The organism is Pseudomonas sp. Z4-7, assembly GCF_051131965.1.
GTDB lineage: Bacteria > Pseudomonadota > Gammaproteobacteria > Pseudomonadales > Pseudomonadaceae > Aquipseudomonas.
Genome location: NZ_CP071642.1, coordinates 3,251,703 through 3,269,066 on the forward strand (window position 1 = coordinate 3,251,703; position 17,364 = coordinate 3,269,066).

A 17,364-nucleotide genomic window follows, 5' to 3' on the forward strand; every position below is an offset into this window, starting at 1 on the left:
CTTCATTTTTGCCCGCCCTCCACCCCTTCGCATGCGCCCAAAGTCCCCTGTGGGAGCGGGCCTGCCCGCGAAGAGGCCAGATCAATCCCTTAAAGCCAACCGGCCCCCGTCCCGCCTCAACAGCACCACTCATTGCCTTGCGATGGTGCGATCCCCCGCCACGGGCTTCATAAAAGTGCAGGTCTTGATGCCCGCCGGCAAAAATCCTGAACCATCGCCGACGCGGATTTTCACAATTAATGGAAACCGGGCCAGGCGCCAGACCCTGCCTTTGGCCCTCCCAGCGAAACCATAAGCGCCCCAGGCGCAGCAATTGATCGGATGAACGCAATGGATGAGCGAAACCCACCTGTCGTTGTGATCTGCGGCGCCACTGCCGGCGTCGGCCGCGCGACCGCCCAGCGGTTTGCCGCGTCCGGCTACCACGTCGGGCTATTGGCCCGGGGCGAACAAGCGTTGGCGGCGACGCAAGAAGAACTCAAGCAACTGGGCGCGACGAGCCTGGCGATCAGCGTCGATGTCGCGGACGCCGATGCGGTATTCGAGGCGGCGCAACGGATGGAGCGCGAGCTGGGGCCGGTCGGCGTCTGGATCAATTGCGCAATGGTCACGGTGTTGTCGCCAATCCGCCAGTTGACCGCTGAAGAAATCCACCGGGTCACCAAGGTCACGTACCTGGGCACGGTGCACGGCACGCTCGCGGCGCTGGACCTGATGGGGCGGCGCAATCGCGGGGTGATCATCCAGGTCGGCTCGGCGCTGGCCTACCGGGCCATTCCGCTGCAGGCGGCCTATTGCGCGGCCAAGTTCGCGGTGCGTGGTTTCACCGATTCCTTGCGCTGCGAACTGCTCCACGAACACAGCGACATCAAGGTCTGCATGGTGCAATTGCCGGCGATCAACACGCCACAGTTCGATTGGGCCCGCAACAAGCTCGGCAAGCGCCCGCAACCGGTGCCGCCGATCCACGACCCGGACGTTGCCGCCCGGGCGATTTTCAGCGTGGTGAAGCGTACTCCCCGGGAGTTGTGGTTGGGCGTGGCCTCGCTCAAGGCGATCGTCGGCACTTGCCTGATGCCGGGCCTGCTCGATCGTCTGTTGGCCCGCAGCGCTTACGCCGGGCAAATGACCGACGAAGACGACGACAGCCAGCGCCCGGACAATCTGTTCGAACCGCAGGAGCCCTTGCATCGTACCCGCGGGCGGTTCAATGGCCGCTCGAAGGATTCAGCGCTGGCTTTCAGCTCGACCCAGGTGTCCGCGTTGCTGCTGGCCACCGGTGGGTTGCTGGCTGTGGTGCTGCTACTGTTTTGAGCCGGTGCGCCGGAACCAGCGGTAACCGTATCCATGCAATTTCAGGCTGGCTGCGGTCGAGGCCGGATACGGGCGGTCCGAAAGGACTTCCTCGAACCCCTGCAAATCCACTTCCCGCAACTGCACAGTGACTGTCTTGGGGCTGAGGTTCGCCAGCATCACCGAGGTCGCTTCGCACTCATGGGCGATGGCGAAGACTGCACGATGGTCGACCGTCAGCAGTTGCGCCTTGCCGTCGCCAACCTCGCGCAAGCGCCTGCGGGCCAGCAGCAGCCGGCGAGTCCGAGCCAGCAGCGAATCGGGATCGTCCTGTTGGCCCTCGACGTTCAACTGCGTGTAGGCAAACGGTCCTTCATCGATCACCGGCGCGGCGAGGCGCTGGGCGGTTGAAAAGCCGGCGTTGGCTTCATCGCTCCATTGCATGGGCGTGCGCACCGACAGGCGTTCGGGACGGGACAGGTCATCGCCCATGCCGATTTCTTCGCCGTAGCGCACGATGGGTGTCCCGGGCAGTGACAGCAGCAGCGCCTGGGCCAGCGCCTGGCGATGCACATCACCGTCGAGCATCGGCGCCAGGCGCCGGCGGATGCCGCGGCCATACAGGCGCATGTTCTGGTCCGGGGCGAAGGCCTGCATCACCTCCTCACGCTCCTGCTCGGTCAAGCGTTCGAGGTCGAGCTCGTCATGGTTGCGCAGCCACACCGCATAATTGGCGCCGTCAGGCGGTGCCGGGCGGCGGGCAATGGCCCGTTGCAGAGGCTCGGCTTCGCCTCGGGCCAAGGCCAGGAACAGATGATTATTGACCCAGAAATCCAGCACCAGGCCCAGGCGTTCGCCGGTGCCGAAGTAATGGCTGTAGCGCTCGGGCTCGACATCCACTTCGCCCATCAGCACGCCTTCCGGGTTGATGCGGGTCATGTGCTTGAACAGCCGTTCCAATAACCACACGCCCTGCTCTTCATCGCCGCCACCGGCCTGCTCCACCAGGTGCGAAGCGGCATCGAGACGAAAACCGGCGATCCCCAGTTCGAGCCAGTGATCCATGATCCGCTCGATCTCTTCGACCACCCGCGGGTTCGCCAGATTGAGGTCCGGCTCATGGCGATAGAACAGATGCCGAAAGTACTGCCCGGCCTGTTCGTCCCACTGCCAGATGCTGTCTTCCACCGACGGGAAGATAGGCTGATTGCCGTCGTCCACCGGCGTGTCGGACCACAGGTAATAGTCCCGGTAGACACTGTCCTTGTCGCGCCGCGCCCGCAGGAACCAGGGATGCTGATCGCTGGTGTGCTGCACCACCAGTTCGAGGATGACCCGGATGCCACGCTCCCCGGCCTGGACGATCAACTGGCGCAAGTCCTCTTCGCTGCCAAAGCGCGGGTCCAGCGCCATGAAATCGCTGACGTCGTAACCGGCATCCTTGAACGGAGACCGGTACAAAGGCATCAGCCAGAGTGCGCCGACGCCCAGCGCTTGCAGATAATCGAGCTGACGAATGATGCCCTTCAGGTCGCCACGGCCATCGCCGTTGCTGTCGTAGAACAGCGAGGGGTCGATCTGGTAGATCAAGGTATTTCGGTGCCAGTTGGCTTTCATCGGTCACTCCTTATCGACAGAGGTTATCGACACAGGATCAGGGCCTGTTCGGCAGCCAGACGCCCGCTGAACGGCTGGCCTTCATCCGCGCCATCGCTGGCGATTTCAACTCGCCAGGGGTCGGCCAGCGGAAAGGTGTGCTCGCTGTCGGCAAAATTGATGCAGACCAGGCGTTCGTCGCCCTCGCAAGAGCGACGATAAGCCAGCACCTGCGGGTGCGAGGGCAGTTCCTCCCAGCCGCCCAGGCGCAGCGCCAGGCTATTGTGCCGACACGTCAGCAGCCGCCGGTAAAGCGCCAGCACGGAATCGGCGTCGCGCTCTTGGGTCTCCACGGACAACCGGCCGGCATCCGCAGCGAAAGGCAGCCATGGCGCCCGACCCGACCAACCGTGAGGCGCCTGTTCCGTCCAGGGGATCGGCGCCCGGCTGCCGTCCCGTCCGCCGGGGTCGACGCGGGTCTGGGCGGTCACTTGCGTATCCTCCAGGCCCAGCTCCTCGCCCTGATAGATGAACGGCGTGCCGCGCAGCGTCAGCAGCATCACCGCCGCGGCCCGCGCCCGGCGCAATGAGCCGCCGTAGCGACTGCGGTGGCGGCTGTTGTCATGGTTGGACAGCACCCAGGTCGGCCAGGCCTGCAACGGGCCGAGGTCGTTTTCCACCTCGCGTACGCACATACGGAACACCACCGGGTCCCACGGTGCATCCAGCGGCGGGAAGTTGAACGACATGTGCAGTTCGTCACTGGCGCCGTAATAGGCCGCCACCTGGGCCGTGGAACGGATGTTGACCTCGCCGATCAGCACCCGCTCACCGGGGTAGCTGTCGACCAGGCGCCGCAGCCCGCGGAGCACTTCATGGCTGTAGGGCTGATCGTTGATCTTGACCATGGCTTCACCGGCCATGCAGCGCGGGTCATCGGCAAAGCTCTGGTCCTTGCCGACGCAATGCACCACGTCGACGCGAAACCCATCGACGCCACGCTCGAGCCAGAAGTGCAGCACTTGATGCATGGCTGCCACGACGTGCGGGTTGTGCCAGTTCAGGTCCGGCTGTTCGGGCAGGAAGAAATGCAGGTAGTACTGCTGGCTGGTTTCGTCCCAGGTCCAGGCGCTGCCGCCGTCAATCGAGGCTCGCCAGTTGTTCGGCTGGTCACGCCAGATGTACCAGTCGCGCTTGGGGTTGTCGCGGCTGGAGCGCGATTCGACGAACCAGGGGTGCTGGTCGGAGGTGTGGTTGGGCACGAAGTCGAGCAGCACTTTCAAGCCCCGTTCGTGGGCCTTGGCGATCAACGCATCGAGGTCGGCCAGGTTGCCGAACAGCGGATCGACGTCGGTGTAGTCGCAGATGTCGTAGCCTGCGTCGCACATGGGCGAGCGAAACACTGGCGAGAGCCACAACGCATCGATGCCAAGGCGTTGTAGATGGTCCAGGCGCGCTGTCAAACCGGGAAGATCGCCGATGCCATCGCCGTTGGCATCGGCAAAGGAGCGAGGGTAAACCTGGTAGATCACGGCGTTCTTCCACCAGGGCGAAGGGAAGGAGTTGGGCATGTCGCCTCCTCTGATCGCAGTGTGTGGTGGGCAAGACCGCAGCCCCGCCTGATGCCCCTGTCGACAGGGGACATCAGTTAAGAACCGGAAAAGGCGCTTGGGGTTCGTTTTTTCTTGATGGGGAGTGAATCAGCGGAAGAGATGTTTGATGTGCCGCCGTCATCGTCGGATCGCCGCCCGGAGCAAGCTCGCTCCCACAGGGGACAGGGTTCACAAAGGTCCATTGTGGGAGCGAGCCTGCTCGCGAAAGCGTCAGCCTGACCAACTCAGAACCCGTGGCGAGGGAGCTTGCTCCCGCTCGGCTGCGCAGCAGTCGCAAACCGGCGGATACAGTCTGCCTGAAAGGTTGCTGGGGCCCGCTTCGCAGGCCAGCGGGAGCAAGCTCCCTCGCCACGCTAACCTGCTCCGGCGCGACAAATATCAAGTCAGACCGATGTCCCTGCCTCAGGATCGGCCCGCCCATGTGGGAGCGAGCCTGCTCGCGAATCGCCCGATCAGTTGGAGGCGATGCCAGCGGCCCGGTTGACCATCGCCACGATGCTGATGAACAGCTCTCCCTTGGCCTCCTCTGCACTGATTTCCCCGTTGGCCGCCGCATCGGACAACGCCTCCGCCGCACCCAGCATCGCGCGCAGGCTCGCTTGGGACAGGCCCCGGTTATCGGCGAACGGCTCCAGCACCGCCCGGCATTTATCCAGGAACAGCCTTTCATACTCCCTTTTGATGCTCTCCAGTTCAGGTGAACTGGAGAGCGCCGCACTGACGCCCGGAATCTCCCGGCCCTGAAGCAGGACACATTCGACGAACGCTTCGGCAATCACCCGTGAACGACTCTGCAACGTGGGCTCGCTGGCGTCGAGTGCAGCATCCATGAGCGCCGTCTGGCGAGCATCGAAATCCTGGTAGAGCGCCGCCAGCAGCCCGGATCGGGTAATGAAATGGTCGTAGACGATGGGCTTGGTGACGCCTGCCTGGTCGGCCAGCCGGGCCAGGGTCAACGCTTCGCTGCCCTCCTCCCGAACCAGGCGCCAGGCGACATCCAGCAATTGCCGTTGCCGATCGGCGCGGGAAAGTCGGCGACGAGGCGCGGCAATGGGCGGTGCATTTTCATCTGTGCTTGACATGTTAACTTTACCAACCGTAACTTACTAACCGTAACTTAACCCAGCATACTCGCTTGACCTCGGGTAATGCCAGAAGGAGATTCGCCATGCACGCCCTTATCGTCGTTGCTCACCATGACCCCCGCTCCCTGACCCATGCGCTTGCCCAGGCCATTGGCAATGGAATTCTCCAGGCCAATCCCAGCGATACCTTCGAAATCGCCGACCTGGCCGCCGAAGGCTTCGACCCGCGCTTCGGCTTCGCCGACCATGCCGTCCACCACCGTGAGGCCTTGCCGCCTGCCGACGTGCTGGCCGAGCAGGCCAGGATCGAACGGGCCGACGCCCTGGTGCTGGTCTACCCGATCTACTGGTGGTCGATGCCGGCGCTGCTCAAGGGCTGGATTGACCGGGTGTTCTCCAATGGCTGGGCGTTCGACTTCAAGCTCGACGAGTTCTTTGTGCAAAAACTGCAGCAACTGCGGGTCCATCTGGTCGCCCTCGGTGGAGCCGACGCCGACAGTTTTCAACGCCACGGCTACGACCAGGCTATGGTCACGCAGATCGACCACGGCATCTTCGGCTACTGCGGTGCCCGCGTGGTGAGCTCCGAACGCTTGCTGGATTCGGAAACCCTTGATCCGAACGTGCATCTGCAGAAGGCCCGAGCCCTTGGCCAGCGGGTGTTCTCGGCCATCGAGCAGACCACACCCGTAGAAGCCAACGCCGCGTGTGCATGATCAGAGTGCTCGACGGTCGGCGGCAGACAGGGGCACATCGCGCTGATAGATATCCGGGATATACACCGCCCGCCCCTGGCTGTCCGCTTGCACTGTCCAGTATCCAAGCAGGATCGGCATCGGCTTGGCCAGCCTGAATTCATGGGTCAACTCGCTTGCCAGCAAGGTGTCGGTGCGCGTGCGTTCGGCCGGGGTCACCAGCAGATCGCGCAGGTGCATGACTTGCTCGATGCGCACGCAGCCCGAACTGAACGCCCGTGGGCCCTTGCTGAACAGCGCCTGGCTGGGGGTGTCATGCAGGTACACCGAGAACGGATTGGGAAAGCGGACTACCAGTTTGCCCAAGGGATTTTTCGCACCGGCATCCTGGCGCAGCATTAGATTGCCAGGGTGATCCCAGTCGATATTTTCCACCGCCAGGGGCAATCCATCCCGATCGATCACCTTGAGGTTGTGCCGGGTGAGAAACTCCGGGTCGCGGCGGATCTCGGGCAGTTTGTCCTCGCGCATGATCGTCGGCGGAATAGTCCACGTCGGGTTCAGCGTCAGTCGGGTGATACGCGACTTGATCAGCGGTGTCTGGCGTTCGGCGCGGCCAACCTGGGTCCGGGTCTGCCATACCGGGGCGCCAGCCTGGTAGACCGTCAGCTGCGCCGCCGCCACGTTGACCAGCACGCTGTCGGGCTCCAGATCCTGAGCCAGCCAGCGCATGCGCTCCAGGTTGATCCGCAATTGCTCGCGGCGCATGGCCGGGCTGATGTTCAGCTCGGTAACCGTCCACGGCCCCACTACCCCATCGGCTTGCAGTGAATGGTGGAGCTGGAAGCTTTTCATCGCCTCCACCAGGCTCGGGCTGTAGTGCTCATCGGCTTCCAGCGGAGGCACGCTCAGGTAGCCTTCGTTGAACAGGCGCCGGGCCAGTGCGGGCACGCGGGCGTCACGTTTGTCGGGTTGCAGCAATGGGCCAGCCGGCACTGACTGCCAGTCAGCCAGTGGTAGCTGGCGTTGCCGGGCGTAGAGTTCGCGCAGGTTGCGATACAGGTCCAAGGGCGGCCGCGCCTGTTCGAACGCCTCGGCGGGGTCGTGCAAGCCGGCGACGGCGAAGTGCAGCACCATGGCCTGACGGTCCGGCAACTGGGGATTGGCCTTCCAGATCGGCTCCAGGCGGTTCTGCGGCAGGTAGCCGAAACGCAGCTCATGCAGCGCTTGCAGGTAGCGCTGGCTGATGGCGATGTCGGTACAGGCCACGTTGACGTAACGGCCATCGCCCGGCAGGTCGTAGCGGGCCGGATCGAGTCCGTCATCGGCCAGTTGCTGTAGCTGGGCTTGCAACGCCTGTAACCGCCCGTCGTCCGCCCAGATCGCCTGGCCTGCGTTTTGCTGGTACAAGGCCTGCAGGCTCATGACCGTCGGAAAGTCGACGCCACCGGCCAATTCGGGGCAATTGACCGACAGTTGCGCCAGTGTGGTTTGCGCCTGAGCCGGATCGCCGTCCTCGGCCGTGGCGACCAATGGCGCAACGAGCAATAAAAGGCTCAGGTAACATGCGGACTTTTTGAACAACTGCTTTACTCCAATCCATGGCCGTCTCGTTGACGGTGAATTTTGCGACAGGTACGACCCGCCATCATGCAGACAAACGAAACCGGACGGGATGCCGCAAACGAACGCCACCGCAAGCTGCCTTCACCTGTATCGGCCTTCTTGCGCCGATTCTGCCTGGTCGTGACCGGTCTTGGCATCCTGTGCAGCCCGGCGCTGGCCGAAAAACTCAACACCCAGCCTCTTTACAACAGCCTCGCCCACGCCGCGCCGGAACTCAATCCCCAAGCGCTGAAAAGTGCCCTGAGTGCGATGCAGTGCGCAGTTGCCAACGGCGCTCGACAGGCTCGCCACCTGGCGGTGATCGATTATTCGCAACCTTCGACGGCCCGGCGCTTGTGGATCTTCGACCTGCGCCAGAAAAAGCTGGTCCTGCGTGATCTCGTGGCCCACGGGCAGAAATCCGGGGAAAACTTCGCCACCCAGTTTTCCAACCGACTGGGCAGCTATCAATCCAGCCTGGGGCTGTTCCGCACCCAGGAAAGCTACCAGGGCACCCACGGCTACTCGCTGCGCATGGACGGCCTGGAACCCGGATTCAATGACCAGGCGCGCGACCGGGCGATCGTCATCCACGCCGCTGATTACGTGAACCCGCTCTGGAGCGTGCGCCAGGGCCGCATCGGCCGCAGCCAGGGCTGCCCGGCCGTGCGCCCGCAAGTAGCGCGCCAGGTGATCGACAAGCTCAAGGGCGGGCAATTCATGTTTTCCTGGTACCCGGATCCGGCGTGGCTCAAGCGTTCGGCCTATCTCAATTGCCAGCCGCAGCAGGTGGCGAGCATTCTGTCGACCCGCGGCGGCTAGTAAAGCGGCCGCTGCGCGCCCGAGCGGGAGCAAGCTCCCTCGCCACGGGTATCGTGCAAATCTCCTGGCCAGCGATTGCGTCGGCTGGGTTGGTGGTTAAAATGCCGGCCTTTCGAATTGCTGGCGTTTTTTCTGATGAACCCTGAAGCCCTCCAAACCTTGCAGAGCCATTTATCGACGGCGCTGGAGTCGGTGCCTGACGAAACCCGTCGGCTGTTCCACGGGCGCGGACGCTGCTGGGCGGGGTTGGAACAGATTACCGTAGATTGGCTGCAAGGCGTGGTCCTGGTCTCGCTGTTCAAGGAACCCGAGCCGGCGCAACTGGACGATCTGCTCGCGATGTTACGCGACCTTGTCGCCTCGCCGGCCTGGCTGCGCAGCGCCGCCCATACGCTGGCCTTGCAGCATCGATACCTGTCCGATAGCTTTACCCAGTGGCTGGAGGGCGAGCCGATCGATGAGTGGACCCTGACCGAAGGCGGCCTGCGCTACCGGATAGACCTCGGCAAGAAGCAGAACAACGGCCTGTTCCTCGACATGCGCTACGGGCGCGAGTGGGTGCGCGCCCATGCCCGTGGCAAGCGCGTGCTGAACCTGTTCGCCTACACCTGCGGTTTTTCGGTGGCGGCGATCGCCGGCGGCGCGCAACACGTGGTCAACCTGGACATGTCCCGTGCGGCTTTAAGCCGTGGTCGCGACAACCACCGGTTGAACGGCCACAACCTGGGCCAGGTGAGTTTCCTTGGCCACGACCTGTTCAAGTCGTGGGGCAAGGTGATCAACAGCGGCCCCTACGACCTGGTCATCATCGACCCGCCGACGTTCCAGAAAGGCAGCTTCCTTTTGACCAAGGATTACCAGCGTGTCCTGCGTCGCCTGCCGGAGCTGCTGACTGCCCCTGGCGTGGTACTGGCCTGTAGCAACGACCCGGCGACGGGTCCGGATTTCCTCATTGATGGCGTCATGCGTGAAGCACCGGGCCTGCGATTCGAACAGCGATTGGCAAATCCGCCGGAGTTTCCCGACGCTGACCCGGCCTGCGGCCTCAAGGCCTTGGTGTTCACACGCGACGATCCGGCCAGCTCACAGGTATAGCCGCAACTACACCACCAACGTCAGCCACGCCGACACCAGTAGCAACACCGCCATGACGCGGTTGAAGCGCCCCATCGCCACGGCGGAACGGCAGAACCTTGCGGCCCCGCGCCCCAGGTAGGCCCAGGCCGTCATGCAAGGAATGGATATCGCAAAAAACGCCAGGGACAGCCAGAGCACGCGCACGGTACGGTCTGCCTCGGCGCCGGCGAATACACTGACCACCGCCAACGCCATCATCCAGGTCTTCGGGTTCACCAGTTGCAACCCGGCGGCGCCCGCCAGGCCCAGCCGGGGGCCTTCCACGGGTTTGTCGGGGTCAATGGCCTCGGCGGGGGCGCTGAAAATCTGCCAGGCCATCCAGCTCAGCCAGGCGATGCCGGCCCAGGACAACACGGTCTGGATTGTCGCGTGTCGGGCCAGCACGTCGCCCAAGCCGGTGCCGACCACCAATACCAGCAACGCGGCGGCAGCACAGGCGCCGAGGATGATCGGCCAGGTGGTCGTCAGGCCAAAGCGAGAACTGTGGCTCAACACCAGGATATTGGTCGGGCCAGGGGTGATGGAGGCGACAAAGGCAAACAAGGCAAACGGCAGCAACTGGTCCATGAGCAACTTCTCGGTGAATGATCGTAGGGTTGATCATCCCGATGCCGGCGTGGTCAGTCTGGAACAATTGAGCAGCGCTTGCGGTAGTCCGCCGGGCTCATGCGATAGGCGCGCTGGAACCAGCGGCCCAAGTGACTCTGGTCGGCGAAGCCAAGCATGGCGGCCACCACCACGGCGCTTTCGCCACGGGCCAGCAACCGCCGCGCGCGGGCCAGGCGCAGCTGGATCAGGTAGGCATGGGGCGCCAGGCCGAAAGCGGCCTTGAATGCACGGCTCAGGCGAAAACGGTCGACACCGGTGGCCCGCGCCAAGTCGTCGAGGCCGACGTCTTCGCTCAAGTGGCTGTGCAAGTAGTCGCGGGCCTGTTGCGCAACCAGCGGCAGGCGCGGGTCGGGATTGATCCGCGCGCGCCAGTGCAAGTGCTGGGTGAGGTTCGCCAGCAGCGCGTCGAGGGCGGTCTGGCGGACGATCAGAATGTCTTGCTCATGCAGGCTATGGAAAGCCGTGGCGGTGGCGCTCGCCAGACGCGCGTCATCATTCAGGGTGGTGGCAAAGCCCAGTTGCGCGTTGTCTGGCGCATCCTCGAACAACGAGCGCAGTTCGCGCTCCAGCCATTGCGGTTCCAGGTACAGGGTGCGATAGGTAAAACCGTTTTCGTGCGGCGCGTTACCGTCATGCAGTTCGCCGGGTTCGAGCAGGAACACTTTGCCCGGCGTGCTGTTGTGTTGCTGCCGACGGCAATGGAACTGTTGCACGCCCTGCTCCGTCACGCCCACCAGGTACGCATCATGCCAATGCGGATCGTAGGCATGCCCTTCGAAATGCGCGCGCACGGTCTCGATGCCGGACGTGGCGTCCTGCTTGAGATCGATCCAGTTGCGCGCTGTCATGGGCTGTCTCGTTTATGTATCGGCTGGCTAAGATTAAACAACTTGGATGGGGTGGTCTGGAAGATTTGTGCAGTTTCACTCCGGCATTGTGTTCCTCCTGTGGGAGCGAGCCTGCTCGCGAAGGCGGTGTATCAGTCGATGAAGATGCCGGATGTACTGGCCTCTTCGCGAGCAGGCTCGCTCCCACAATAGCTAGCGGGCTAACGGAGATCCAATGTGGGAGCGAGCTTGCTCGCGATGCGGTGGATCAGCTTGCATTGATGTCGAGAGTGCCGACGCCATCGCGAGCAAGCTCGCTCCCACAGGGTTCGCGCTGGCCCTCAGGCATCCGGCGTGATCACCGGCAACACCGTCTCCACCGCCAATCGCGCCAGCTCCGCATCTTCCTCGGCCTTGACCCCGGACACGCCGATGGCACCGATGCACTGACCGTCGTGACGGATCGCCACGCCACCCTCGAGCATGCCTTGCAAGTGCGGCGCGCTGAGGAAGGCGATGCGGCCACCATTGATCATGTCTTCAAAAACCTTGCTGTCCCGCCGGCCCATGGCGGCGGTGCGGGCTTTTTCGGTGGCGATGTAGGCTGACAAGGGCGAGGCCCCGTCCAGGCGCAGCAGCCCCAAGGGGTGCCCGCCATCGTCTACCACGCAGACCGATACGGCCCATTGACGCTGGTGGGCCAGCTCTTTGGCTGCTACCAGCAACTGGGCAACGTCCTGTTCGGTGAGTACCGCTTTGGTTTTCATGAATCACTCCATGCTGTGCAGCGTGAGGCCCGTCAGCCGAAGCTGCGGGCGATGGACACGGCGACGGTCATTCGCCATAGATATCAAAATCGAAGTACTTCTGGCGAATCCGCTCGTAGGTGCCGTTGGCGCGAAGGGTCGCCAGCGCCTGGTTGAAACGGCCCGCCAGCGGATCATTCTTGCGCACGGCGATTCCAATGCCCGTGCCGAAGTATTGTTCTTCGACGAAGTTTGGGCCAACAAATTCGAAATCCTTGCCTTCAGGGCGCTTGAGCAGGCTTTCGTCGATGGCCACCGAACTGGCCATCGTGGCGTCCAGGCGTCCGCCCAGCAGGTCGAGGAAGACTTCGTTTTGCGAGCCATAACGGATCACTTCGGCCCCGGCCGGGGCAAATTTGTCGGTAACGTAACGATCGAAGTTGGTTGCCCGTTGCACGCCGATCCGCTTGCCTTTGAGCTGCGCGGGAATATCCTGGATGCCACTGCCCTTGCGAAACACCAGCCGCGCCGGAATCCGATAATAACGGTCGGTGAAATCCACCGACTTCATCCGCTCCGGGGTGATCGACATGGAAGAAATCACCGCGTCGACTTTTTTCACCTTGAGTGCCGGGATCAAGCCGTCGAATTCCTGTTCTATCCAGTCGCAGCGAACCTTCATTTCGGCGCACAGGGCCTGGCCGATGTCATAGTCGAAGCCGACGATGGCGTTGTCCGGGGTTTTCGAGGCGAAGGGTGGGTATGCCGCCTCGATGCCGATGCGCAGCGAGGTTTCGGCGGCGTGCAGATTGGCGCCAAATGCCAGCAGCGAGACGAAGCCCAGCTTGAGTGCAATGCGTTTAACGTTCATTCATTAGCTCCGGATGCGATGTTATTGATTTCGGACGCTCCACGGGAAGTCGTCCGTTATGGCAGCAGCAATCTGAACAAGCGCGGGCGACCACTCTGGCGGTGGTCTTGCCCGATAGCGGCACAGCAGTGTCCGGCGGTCCTACACTGCCGCGGTGACGATCAGTTCCAGCAGGATCTGCGGGTCATCAAACGCCACCTGTGCGGTGGCTCGCGCCGGGGTATGCGCGGCGTCGACCCAGTCGCTCCAGATCGCGTTCATCGCAGCGAAATCGCGGCCCATGTCTTTCATCCAGATCTGCACGCTGAGCAGCCGGCGCTTGTCGCTGCCCGACGCGGCGAGCAATTCGTCGATCCGCTGCAGCACCTGGCGGGTCTGGCCCTGGATGTCCTGGTTGCAATCGGCGGCGACAATGCCGCTGAGCCAGGCCACGCCGTTGTGCACGACGCTGCGGCTCAGGCGCGGGTTGCTTTCGATACGTTGAATGGTCATGACGGTTCCTCGACGCAGTGACGTTCGCCGGCCAGTTGGGCCAGCGTGATGGGTTTGAGGGGGGGACGGATGCGGTAGTAACCGACTTCAGCGGGCGACACGCGGCGCTGGGCGGCGATGATCTGGGTGACGCTCAAGCCGCATTGGCGCCCTTGGCACGGGCCCATGCCGCAACGGCTGAAGGCTTTGGTCTGGTTGGGACCCAGGCAGCCGAGGTCGACGTAGCGGCGGATAGCGCCAGCCGTGACTTCTTCGCAGCGACACACGATGACATCGTCGGGTGGGACGCAACTTTCTGCCGGGGGGCGATACAACGCATCGATCAAGGGCCGCGCAGCACGAGCACGACGCAGGCCTTTCTCAAGGCTGCGTGCTCCCCGAGACACACCGGCAATCGCCATCGCAGCGAGTCGCCCTTCCAGCCGCGCCACCTGCGCGCCGCCAATGGCAGCGCCGTCACCGGCGATGAAAATGCCCGGCGCACTGGTTTGGCCAAAGCCATCGCGCCGTGGAATCCAGCACAGTTGCGCCTCGCTCCAGTCATGCTCCAGGCGCAACGACCAACTGATCTGCGTGTGCGGCACCACGCCCTGGTGCAATAAAATCAATCCGGCGGGCACGCGCACGTGCTGGCCTCCACTGTCGAAGCCCAGTGCATTGGCGCAATCCTCACCCTCGACACGCAGGTTGCCGGCACCGCGATAATGGCGGATGCCGCCACGCTTCAACTCGGCCAGCAACCCCACGCCCTTGAACAAGTCGCGCCAGCCGCGCAACGCACCGGGAATCAGTCGCCAGGCCCGCAGCAGCTCGCGACGATGGCTGGTATCGACCAGCGCCTCGACGGCAATGCCGGCGCGCAGGTACTGTGCCGCCAGCAGGTACAACAGCGGACCGCAACCCGCCAGGACCACCGGCCCCGCCGGTACCAGCGCCGCGCTCTTGAGCAGGATCTGCCCCGCACCGGCCGTCATGACCCCAGGCAAGGTCCAGCCGGGAATTGGCATCGGCCGTTCGAAGGCGCCCGTGGCGATCAGCAGATGGCGCCCGCGCAAAACCTCTGCGCAGCCGTCGATCAGGTAGTGCACCTCACGCTGGGGGGTGACTTGCCAGATCGCCGCGTTGGGCAGGTAACGAGCCCCGCATCGGAGAAAATCCGCCGCCAGCTGCGCACCGGCGCTGTAGTCTTCGCCCAGCACCGCGCGGCTGCGGGCATCGGCTTGAAGCACTTGGCGATAAATCTGCCCGCCAGGACTGGCCTGCTCATCCAGCACCACGACCGACAATCCATGGTCCCTGGCCTCGATGGCGGCGCTCATGCCGGCCGGTCCGGCACCGATGATGATCAAGTCGATCACGGCGTTACTCATCGGTCCCCTCCTCGTTCGGCGCCAGGCTGACGGCGCCGCGTTGGCGTTGCACACGCATGCCCGGGCGCACCGCCACCAGGCACGACTGGACGTTGGCCTGGCCGTCCACTTGCACCAGGCATTCGAAGCACACGCCCATCAGGCAGTACGGCGCAGCGGGCCTGCCGCTGACAGCGCTTTCACGGCTATGCCGGACTCCGCTGGCGAGCAGCGCCGCCGCAAGGCAGACATCACCCGGCACGCTCAAGGGCTTGCCGTCGAACTCGATCAGTACCTGGTTCTGCGAGACGGCCAAAGGCCGGAACAGGCTTTCAGCCGACATGACGCACCTCGGTTGGCGAATTGAAGCGCTGCAGGCCGAATGGCTTGACGGCTGGGTCATCGAACTCGCCGGCAATCCACGGGGCCAGGCGCAGGGCGTGAACAGCGGCCAAGGTCACGCCGCTGTGGCAACTGACGACCGTCAGGCCCGGGCAGCCCTGGGGCATTTCGTAAATCGGAAACCCGTCGGCGCTCATCACCCGCAACGCGCCCCAGGCCCGCACCAGGCGTACGTCACCCAGCAGTGGGAAACACTGCACGGCGCGTCGGGCGATCGCGGCCATGACCTGGCTGCCGGTGCTGTCGTCGAAGCCGGCCGACTCATGGGAATCGCCCAGTTGCACGGTGCCCTCGTCGGTCTGGCGCACATACGTCGTGGGGTAATGGAGGAACGGCTTGAGTCTTTCGGTCACCAGGATCTGCCCGCGATTGGGCTGCACGGGCACGTCCAATCCGACCCTTTCGCCCAATGCCCGATTGCCCAGGCCCGCGGCCAGGACAACCTGCGCGGCAGACCAGCGCTGATCGGCGGCGCGCAGTTGCAAACCCGTGGCGTGCGGTTCGATGGCCTCGACGCGGCGACCATTGATCAACGTCACGCCACGCGCTTTGCAGGCCGCATGCAGCGAACGCAACAGCTTGAGTGGGTTGACGTGACCATCCATGGGCGAGAAACAGCCGCCCACCACGTCGGGGCCGATACCCGGCAGACGGCCGCGCAGTTGTGCTCTGTCCAGCAGCTCATAGGGATAATCACCGTCGAGGACCTCGCGCAGCCAGGCCAGGCGCGCGGCCTCCTCGGTCATTTCCGCATCGCTCAGGCACAACTGGAAACCGCCCTGCTGGCGCAGATGGATATCGATACCCGTGTCGGCTTGCAGCGCTTCGGCGAAGCGCGGCCATAGCGCCACCGAATCACGGGTCCATTGTGCATACGGGCTCATTCCGTAGCCCTTGCCCTGGACCCAGAGCAAACCGAAGTTGCCACGGGCGGCGCGAATCGCGTCGTCGCCCTCGTCGAGCACGCTCACCTGGCGGCCGAGCAGGGCCAGGCCATAGGCAATGGACATACCCACCAGGCCGCCACCTACGATGATCACATCAGTTTTTTGCATGATGGCTATATCGCTGTTCCAAAGGCCTTGAAGTACGGCGAAGCGCCGATTCATGGCCGGGCGAGTTCATGCGATCGATCCTAGGACGCTGCCACGCTCATTAAAAATGCTTTATTTTTGATAGCTCATGTCTTTTTGTTATGGGTGAGCATCCTTATGAACCTCCGCCAGCTGGAAGCGTTTCGCGCGGTGATCCTCGGCCAGACGGTGACCCGCGCCGCCGAAATGCTGCACATCTCGCAACCCGCCGCGACCCGGCTGATTGCCAGCCTGGAAGAAGACATCGGCTTCAGCCTGTTCGACCGTATCAAGGGCCGGCTGCAACCGACCGCCGAGGCCATGACGCTGTATCAGGAGGTGCAGCGCTCGCTGCTGGGGGTGGAGCGGATCGCGCGCACGGCCCAGGACATCCGCAATCTCAAGCGCGGTTCGCTGCACATTGCCTGCGCGCCGGCCATGGGCTTGTCGTTCCTGCCGCGGGCGATTGCCGCGTTCATGGCCGAGCATGAGCAGGTGCAGATCTCGCTGGTGGTGCATTCCTCGCGGGAAGTCGTTGACCTGGTGGTAGGCCAGCGCTGTGACCTGGGCCTGATCGTCCTGCCCAATACCTACCCGAGTCCCCGTGCCGAAAAGTTGCTGGCTACGCGCATGCTCTGCGCCCTGCCCGCCGGCCATCGGCTCCAGGACCGCACGTCCATCAAGCCGGAAGACCTGCAGGGCGAACGGTTCATTTCCTATCCGCAATCCATCGGCTCCCGACAACACATCGACGCGATTTTCGCCGCTCACGGCGTCGAGCGTGAGCTGCGCCTGGAAACCCAATTGTCCCAGCCGATGTGCACTTTTGTTGAGCAAGGCCTGGGCGTCGCCCTGGTGGACGCCATCAGTGCCGTTGAATACCGCGGCAACGGCATCGTCTTCCGGGCCTTCGAACCGGCGATCGAAATGGACTTCAGCATGCTGCTGCCAATCCATGGACCGCTGTCGAAACTGCAGGCGCGCTTCCTCGAACACATGCAGCGATTCATCGAGGCGCAAGTGCCGGCGGCCTATCGGTTTTAAAGCGAGCAATGGATCCATTGAGAAACACCGATCATCTGCACAGCCACCAAAATCGTTGACAAGCAAATTAGTTAAGAGAGTTAATGGATCCACTGATAATAACAA

17 protein-coding genes are annotated in these 17,364 nt (G+C 63.5%); 5 read left to right on the plus strand and 12 right to left on the minus strand.

What is annotated here, in order from left to right; genetic code table 11:
* Positions 1 to 330: 330 nt before the first annotated feature.
* Complete coding sequence (locus J3P91_RS14675) at positions 331 to 1,314, plus strand: SDR family oxidoreductase (RefSeq protein WP_434600838.1); 984 nt, start codon at positions 331 to 333, stop codon at positions 1,312 to 1,314.
* Here the strand turns inward: J3P91_RS14675 and J3P91_RS14680 are convergent.
* The 3 genes from J3P91_RS14680 to J3P91_RS14690 form a co-directional block, all read right to left on the minus strand.
* Positions 1,303 to 2,910 (minus strand): alpha-amylase family protein, encoded by a 1,608-nt coding sequence (locus J3P91_RS14680; RefSeq protein WP_434600839.1) that lies wholly within the window; start codon positions 2,908 to 2,910, stop codon positions 1,303 to 1,305. The genes J3P91_RS14675 and J3P91_RS14680 overlap by 12 nt on opposite strands.
* A 23-nt stretch (positions 2,911 to 2,933) precedes the next feature.
* Complete coding sequence (locus J3P91_RS14685; RefSeq protein ID WP_434600840.1) at positions 2,934 to 4,460, minus strand: alpha-amylase family glycosyl hydrolase; 1,527 nt, start codon at positions 4,458 to 4,460, stop codon at positions 2,934 to 2,936.
* A 494-nt stretch (positions 4,461 to 4,954) separates the two neighbouring features.
* Entirely contained in the window at positions 4,955 to 5,584 is a 630-nt protein-coding gene (locus tag J3P91_RS14690; protein WP_434600841.1) for a TetR/AcrR family transcriptional regulator, read from the minus strand.
* Between the two features lie 86 nt (positions 5,585 to 5,670).
* Here J3P91_RS14690 and J3P91_RS14695 point away from each other — a divergent pair, with 86 nt between their 5' ends.
* Positions 5,671 to 6,303 carry an NAD(P)H-dependent oxidoreductase gene (locus J3P91_RS14695; protein WP_434600842.1) on the plus strand — a complete coding sequence of 211 codons (633 nt, stop codon included), beginning with the start codon at positions 5,671 to 5,673 and terminating at the stop codon, positions 6,301 to 6,303.
* Here J3P91_RS14695 and J3P91_RS14700 read toward each other — a convergent pair whose 3' ends face one another.
* On the minus strand, positions 6,304 to 7,866 hold the full coding sequence (locus J3P91_RS14700) for a L,D-transpeptidase family protein (RefSeq protein ID WP_434600843.1): 1,563 nt from the start codon (positions 7,864 to 7,866) through the stop codon (positions 6,304 to 6,306).
* A 162-nt stretch (positions 7,867 to 8,028) separates the two neighbouring features.
* Here J3P91_RS14700 and J3P91_RS14705 point away from each other — a divergent pair, with 162 nt between their 5' ends.
* Together J3P91_RS14705 and J3P91_RS14710 are read left to right on the plus strand one after the other, a co-directional pair.
* Complete coding sequence (locus J3P91_RS14705) at positions 8,029 to 8,709, plus strand: murein L,D-transpeptidase catalytic domain family protein (RefSeq protein WP_434605147.1); 681 nt, start codon at positions 8,029 to 8,031, stop codon at positions 8,707 to 8,709.
* A gap of 135 nt (positions 8,710 to 8,844) precedes the next feature.
* Entirely contained in the window at positions 8,845 to 9,804 is a 960-nt protein-coding gene (locus J3P91_RS14710) for a class I SAM-dependent methyltransferase (protein WP_434600844.1), read from the plus strand.
* 6 nt (positions 9,805 to 9,810) lie between these two features.
* Here the strand turns inward: J3P91_RS14710 and J3P91_RS14715 are convergent, their stop codons facing one another.
* The 8 genes from J3P91_RS14715 to J3P91_RS14750 all read right to left on the minus strand — a co-directional run bounded on the left by J3P91_RS14715 (position 9,811) and on the right by J3P91_RS14750 (position 16,197).
* Positions 9,811 to 10,413, minus strand: a complete 603-nt coding sequence (locus tag J3P91_RS14715; protein ID WP_181288800.1) for a LysE family translocator — start codon at positions 10,411 to 10,413, stop codon at positions 9,811 to 9,813.
* A gap of 53 nt (positions 10,414 to 10,466) precedes the next feature.
* The gene (locus J3P91_RS14720; protein ID WP_434600845.1) at positions 10,467 to 11,303 is read right to left on the minus strand and encodes an AraC family transcriptional regulator; all 837 of its coding nucleotides are present in this window, start codon (positions 11,301 to 11,303) and stop codon (positions 10,467 to 10,469) included.
* A gap of 320 nt (positions 11,304 to 11,623) precedes the next feature.
* The gene (locus tag J3P91_RS14725; RefSeq protein ID WP_434600846.1) at positions 11,624 to 12,049 is read right to left on the minus strand and encodes a GlcG/HbpS family heme-binding protein; all 426 of its coding nucleotides are present in this window, start codon (positions 12,047 to 12,049) and stop codon (positions 11,624 to 11,626) included.
* 67 nt (positions 12,050 to 12,116) lie between these two features.
* The gene (locus tag J3P91_RS14730; RefSeq protein WP_434600847.1) at positions 12,117 to 12,899 is read right to left on the minus strand and encodes an ABC transporter substrate-binding protein; all 783 of its coding nucleotides are present in this window, start codon (positions 12,897 to 12,899) and stop codon (positions 12,117 to 12,119) included.
* A gap of 141 nt (positions 12,900 to 13,040) precedes the next feature.
* Positions 13,041 to 13,391, minus strand: a complete 351-nt coding sequence (locus tag J3P91_RS14735) for a RidA family protein (RefSeq protein WP_434600848.1) — start codon at positions 13,389 to 13,391, stop codon at positions 13,041 to 13,043.
* Positions 13,388 to 14,761, minus strand: a complete 1,374-nt coding sequence (locus J3P91_RS14740) for an FAD-dependent oxidoreductase (protein ID WP_434600849.1) — start codon at positions 14,759 to 14,761, stop codon at positions 13,388 to 13,390. The genes J3P91_RS14735 and J3P91_RS14740 overlap by 4 nt, the downstream gene beginning before the upstream one ends.
* Positions 14,754 to 15,083, minus strand: a complete 330-nt coding sequence (locus J3P91_RS14745) for a (2Fe-2S)-binding protein (RefSeq protein WP_434600850.1) — start codon at positions 15,081 to 15,083, stop codon at positions 14,754 to 14,756. The genes J3P91_RS14740 and J3P91_RS14745 overlap by 8 nt, the downstream gene beginning before the upstream one ends.
* Complete coding sequence (locus J3P91_RS14750; RefSeq protein ID WP_434600851.1) at positions 15,073 to 16,197, minus strand: NAD(P)/FAD-dependent oxidoreductase; 1,125 nt, start codon at positions 16,195 to 16,197, stop codon at positions 15,073 to 15,075. The genes J3P91_RS14745 and J3P91_RS14750 overlap by 11 nt, the downstream gene beginning before the upstream one ends.
* Before the next feature lie 156 nt (positions 16,198 to 16,353).
* Here J3P91_RS14750 and J3P91_RS14755 point away from each other — a divergent pair, with 156 nt between their 5' ends.
* Complete coding sequence (locus J3P91_RS14755) at positions 16,354 to 17,259, plus strand: LysR substrate-binding domain-containing protein (protein WP_434568327.1); 906 nt, start codon at positions 16,354 to 16,356, stop codon at positions 17,257 to 17,259.
* Positions 17,260 to 17,364: the final 105 nt, after the last annotated feature.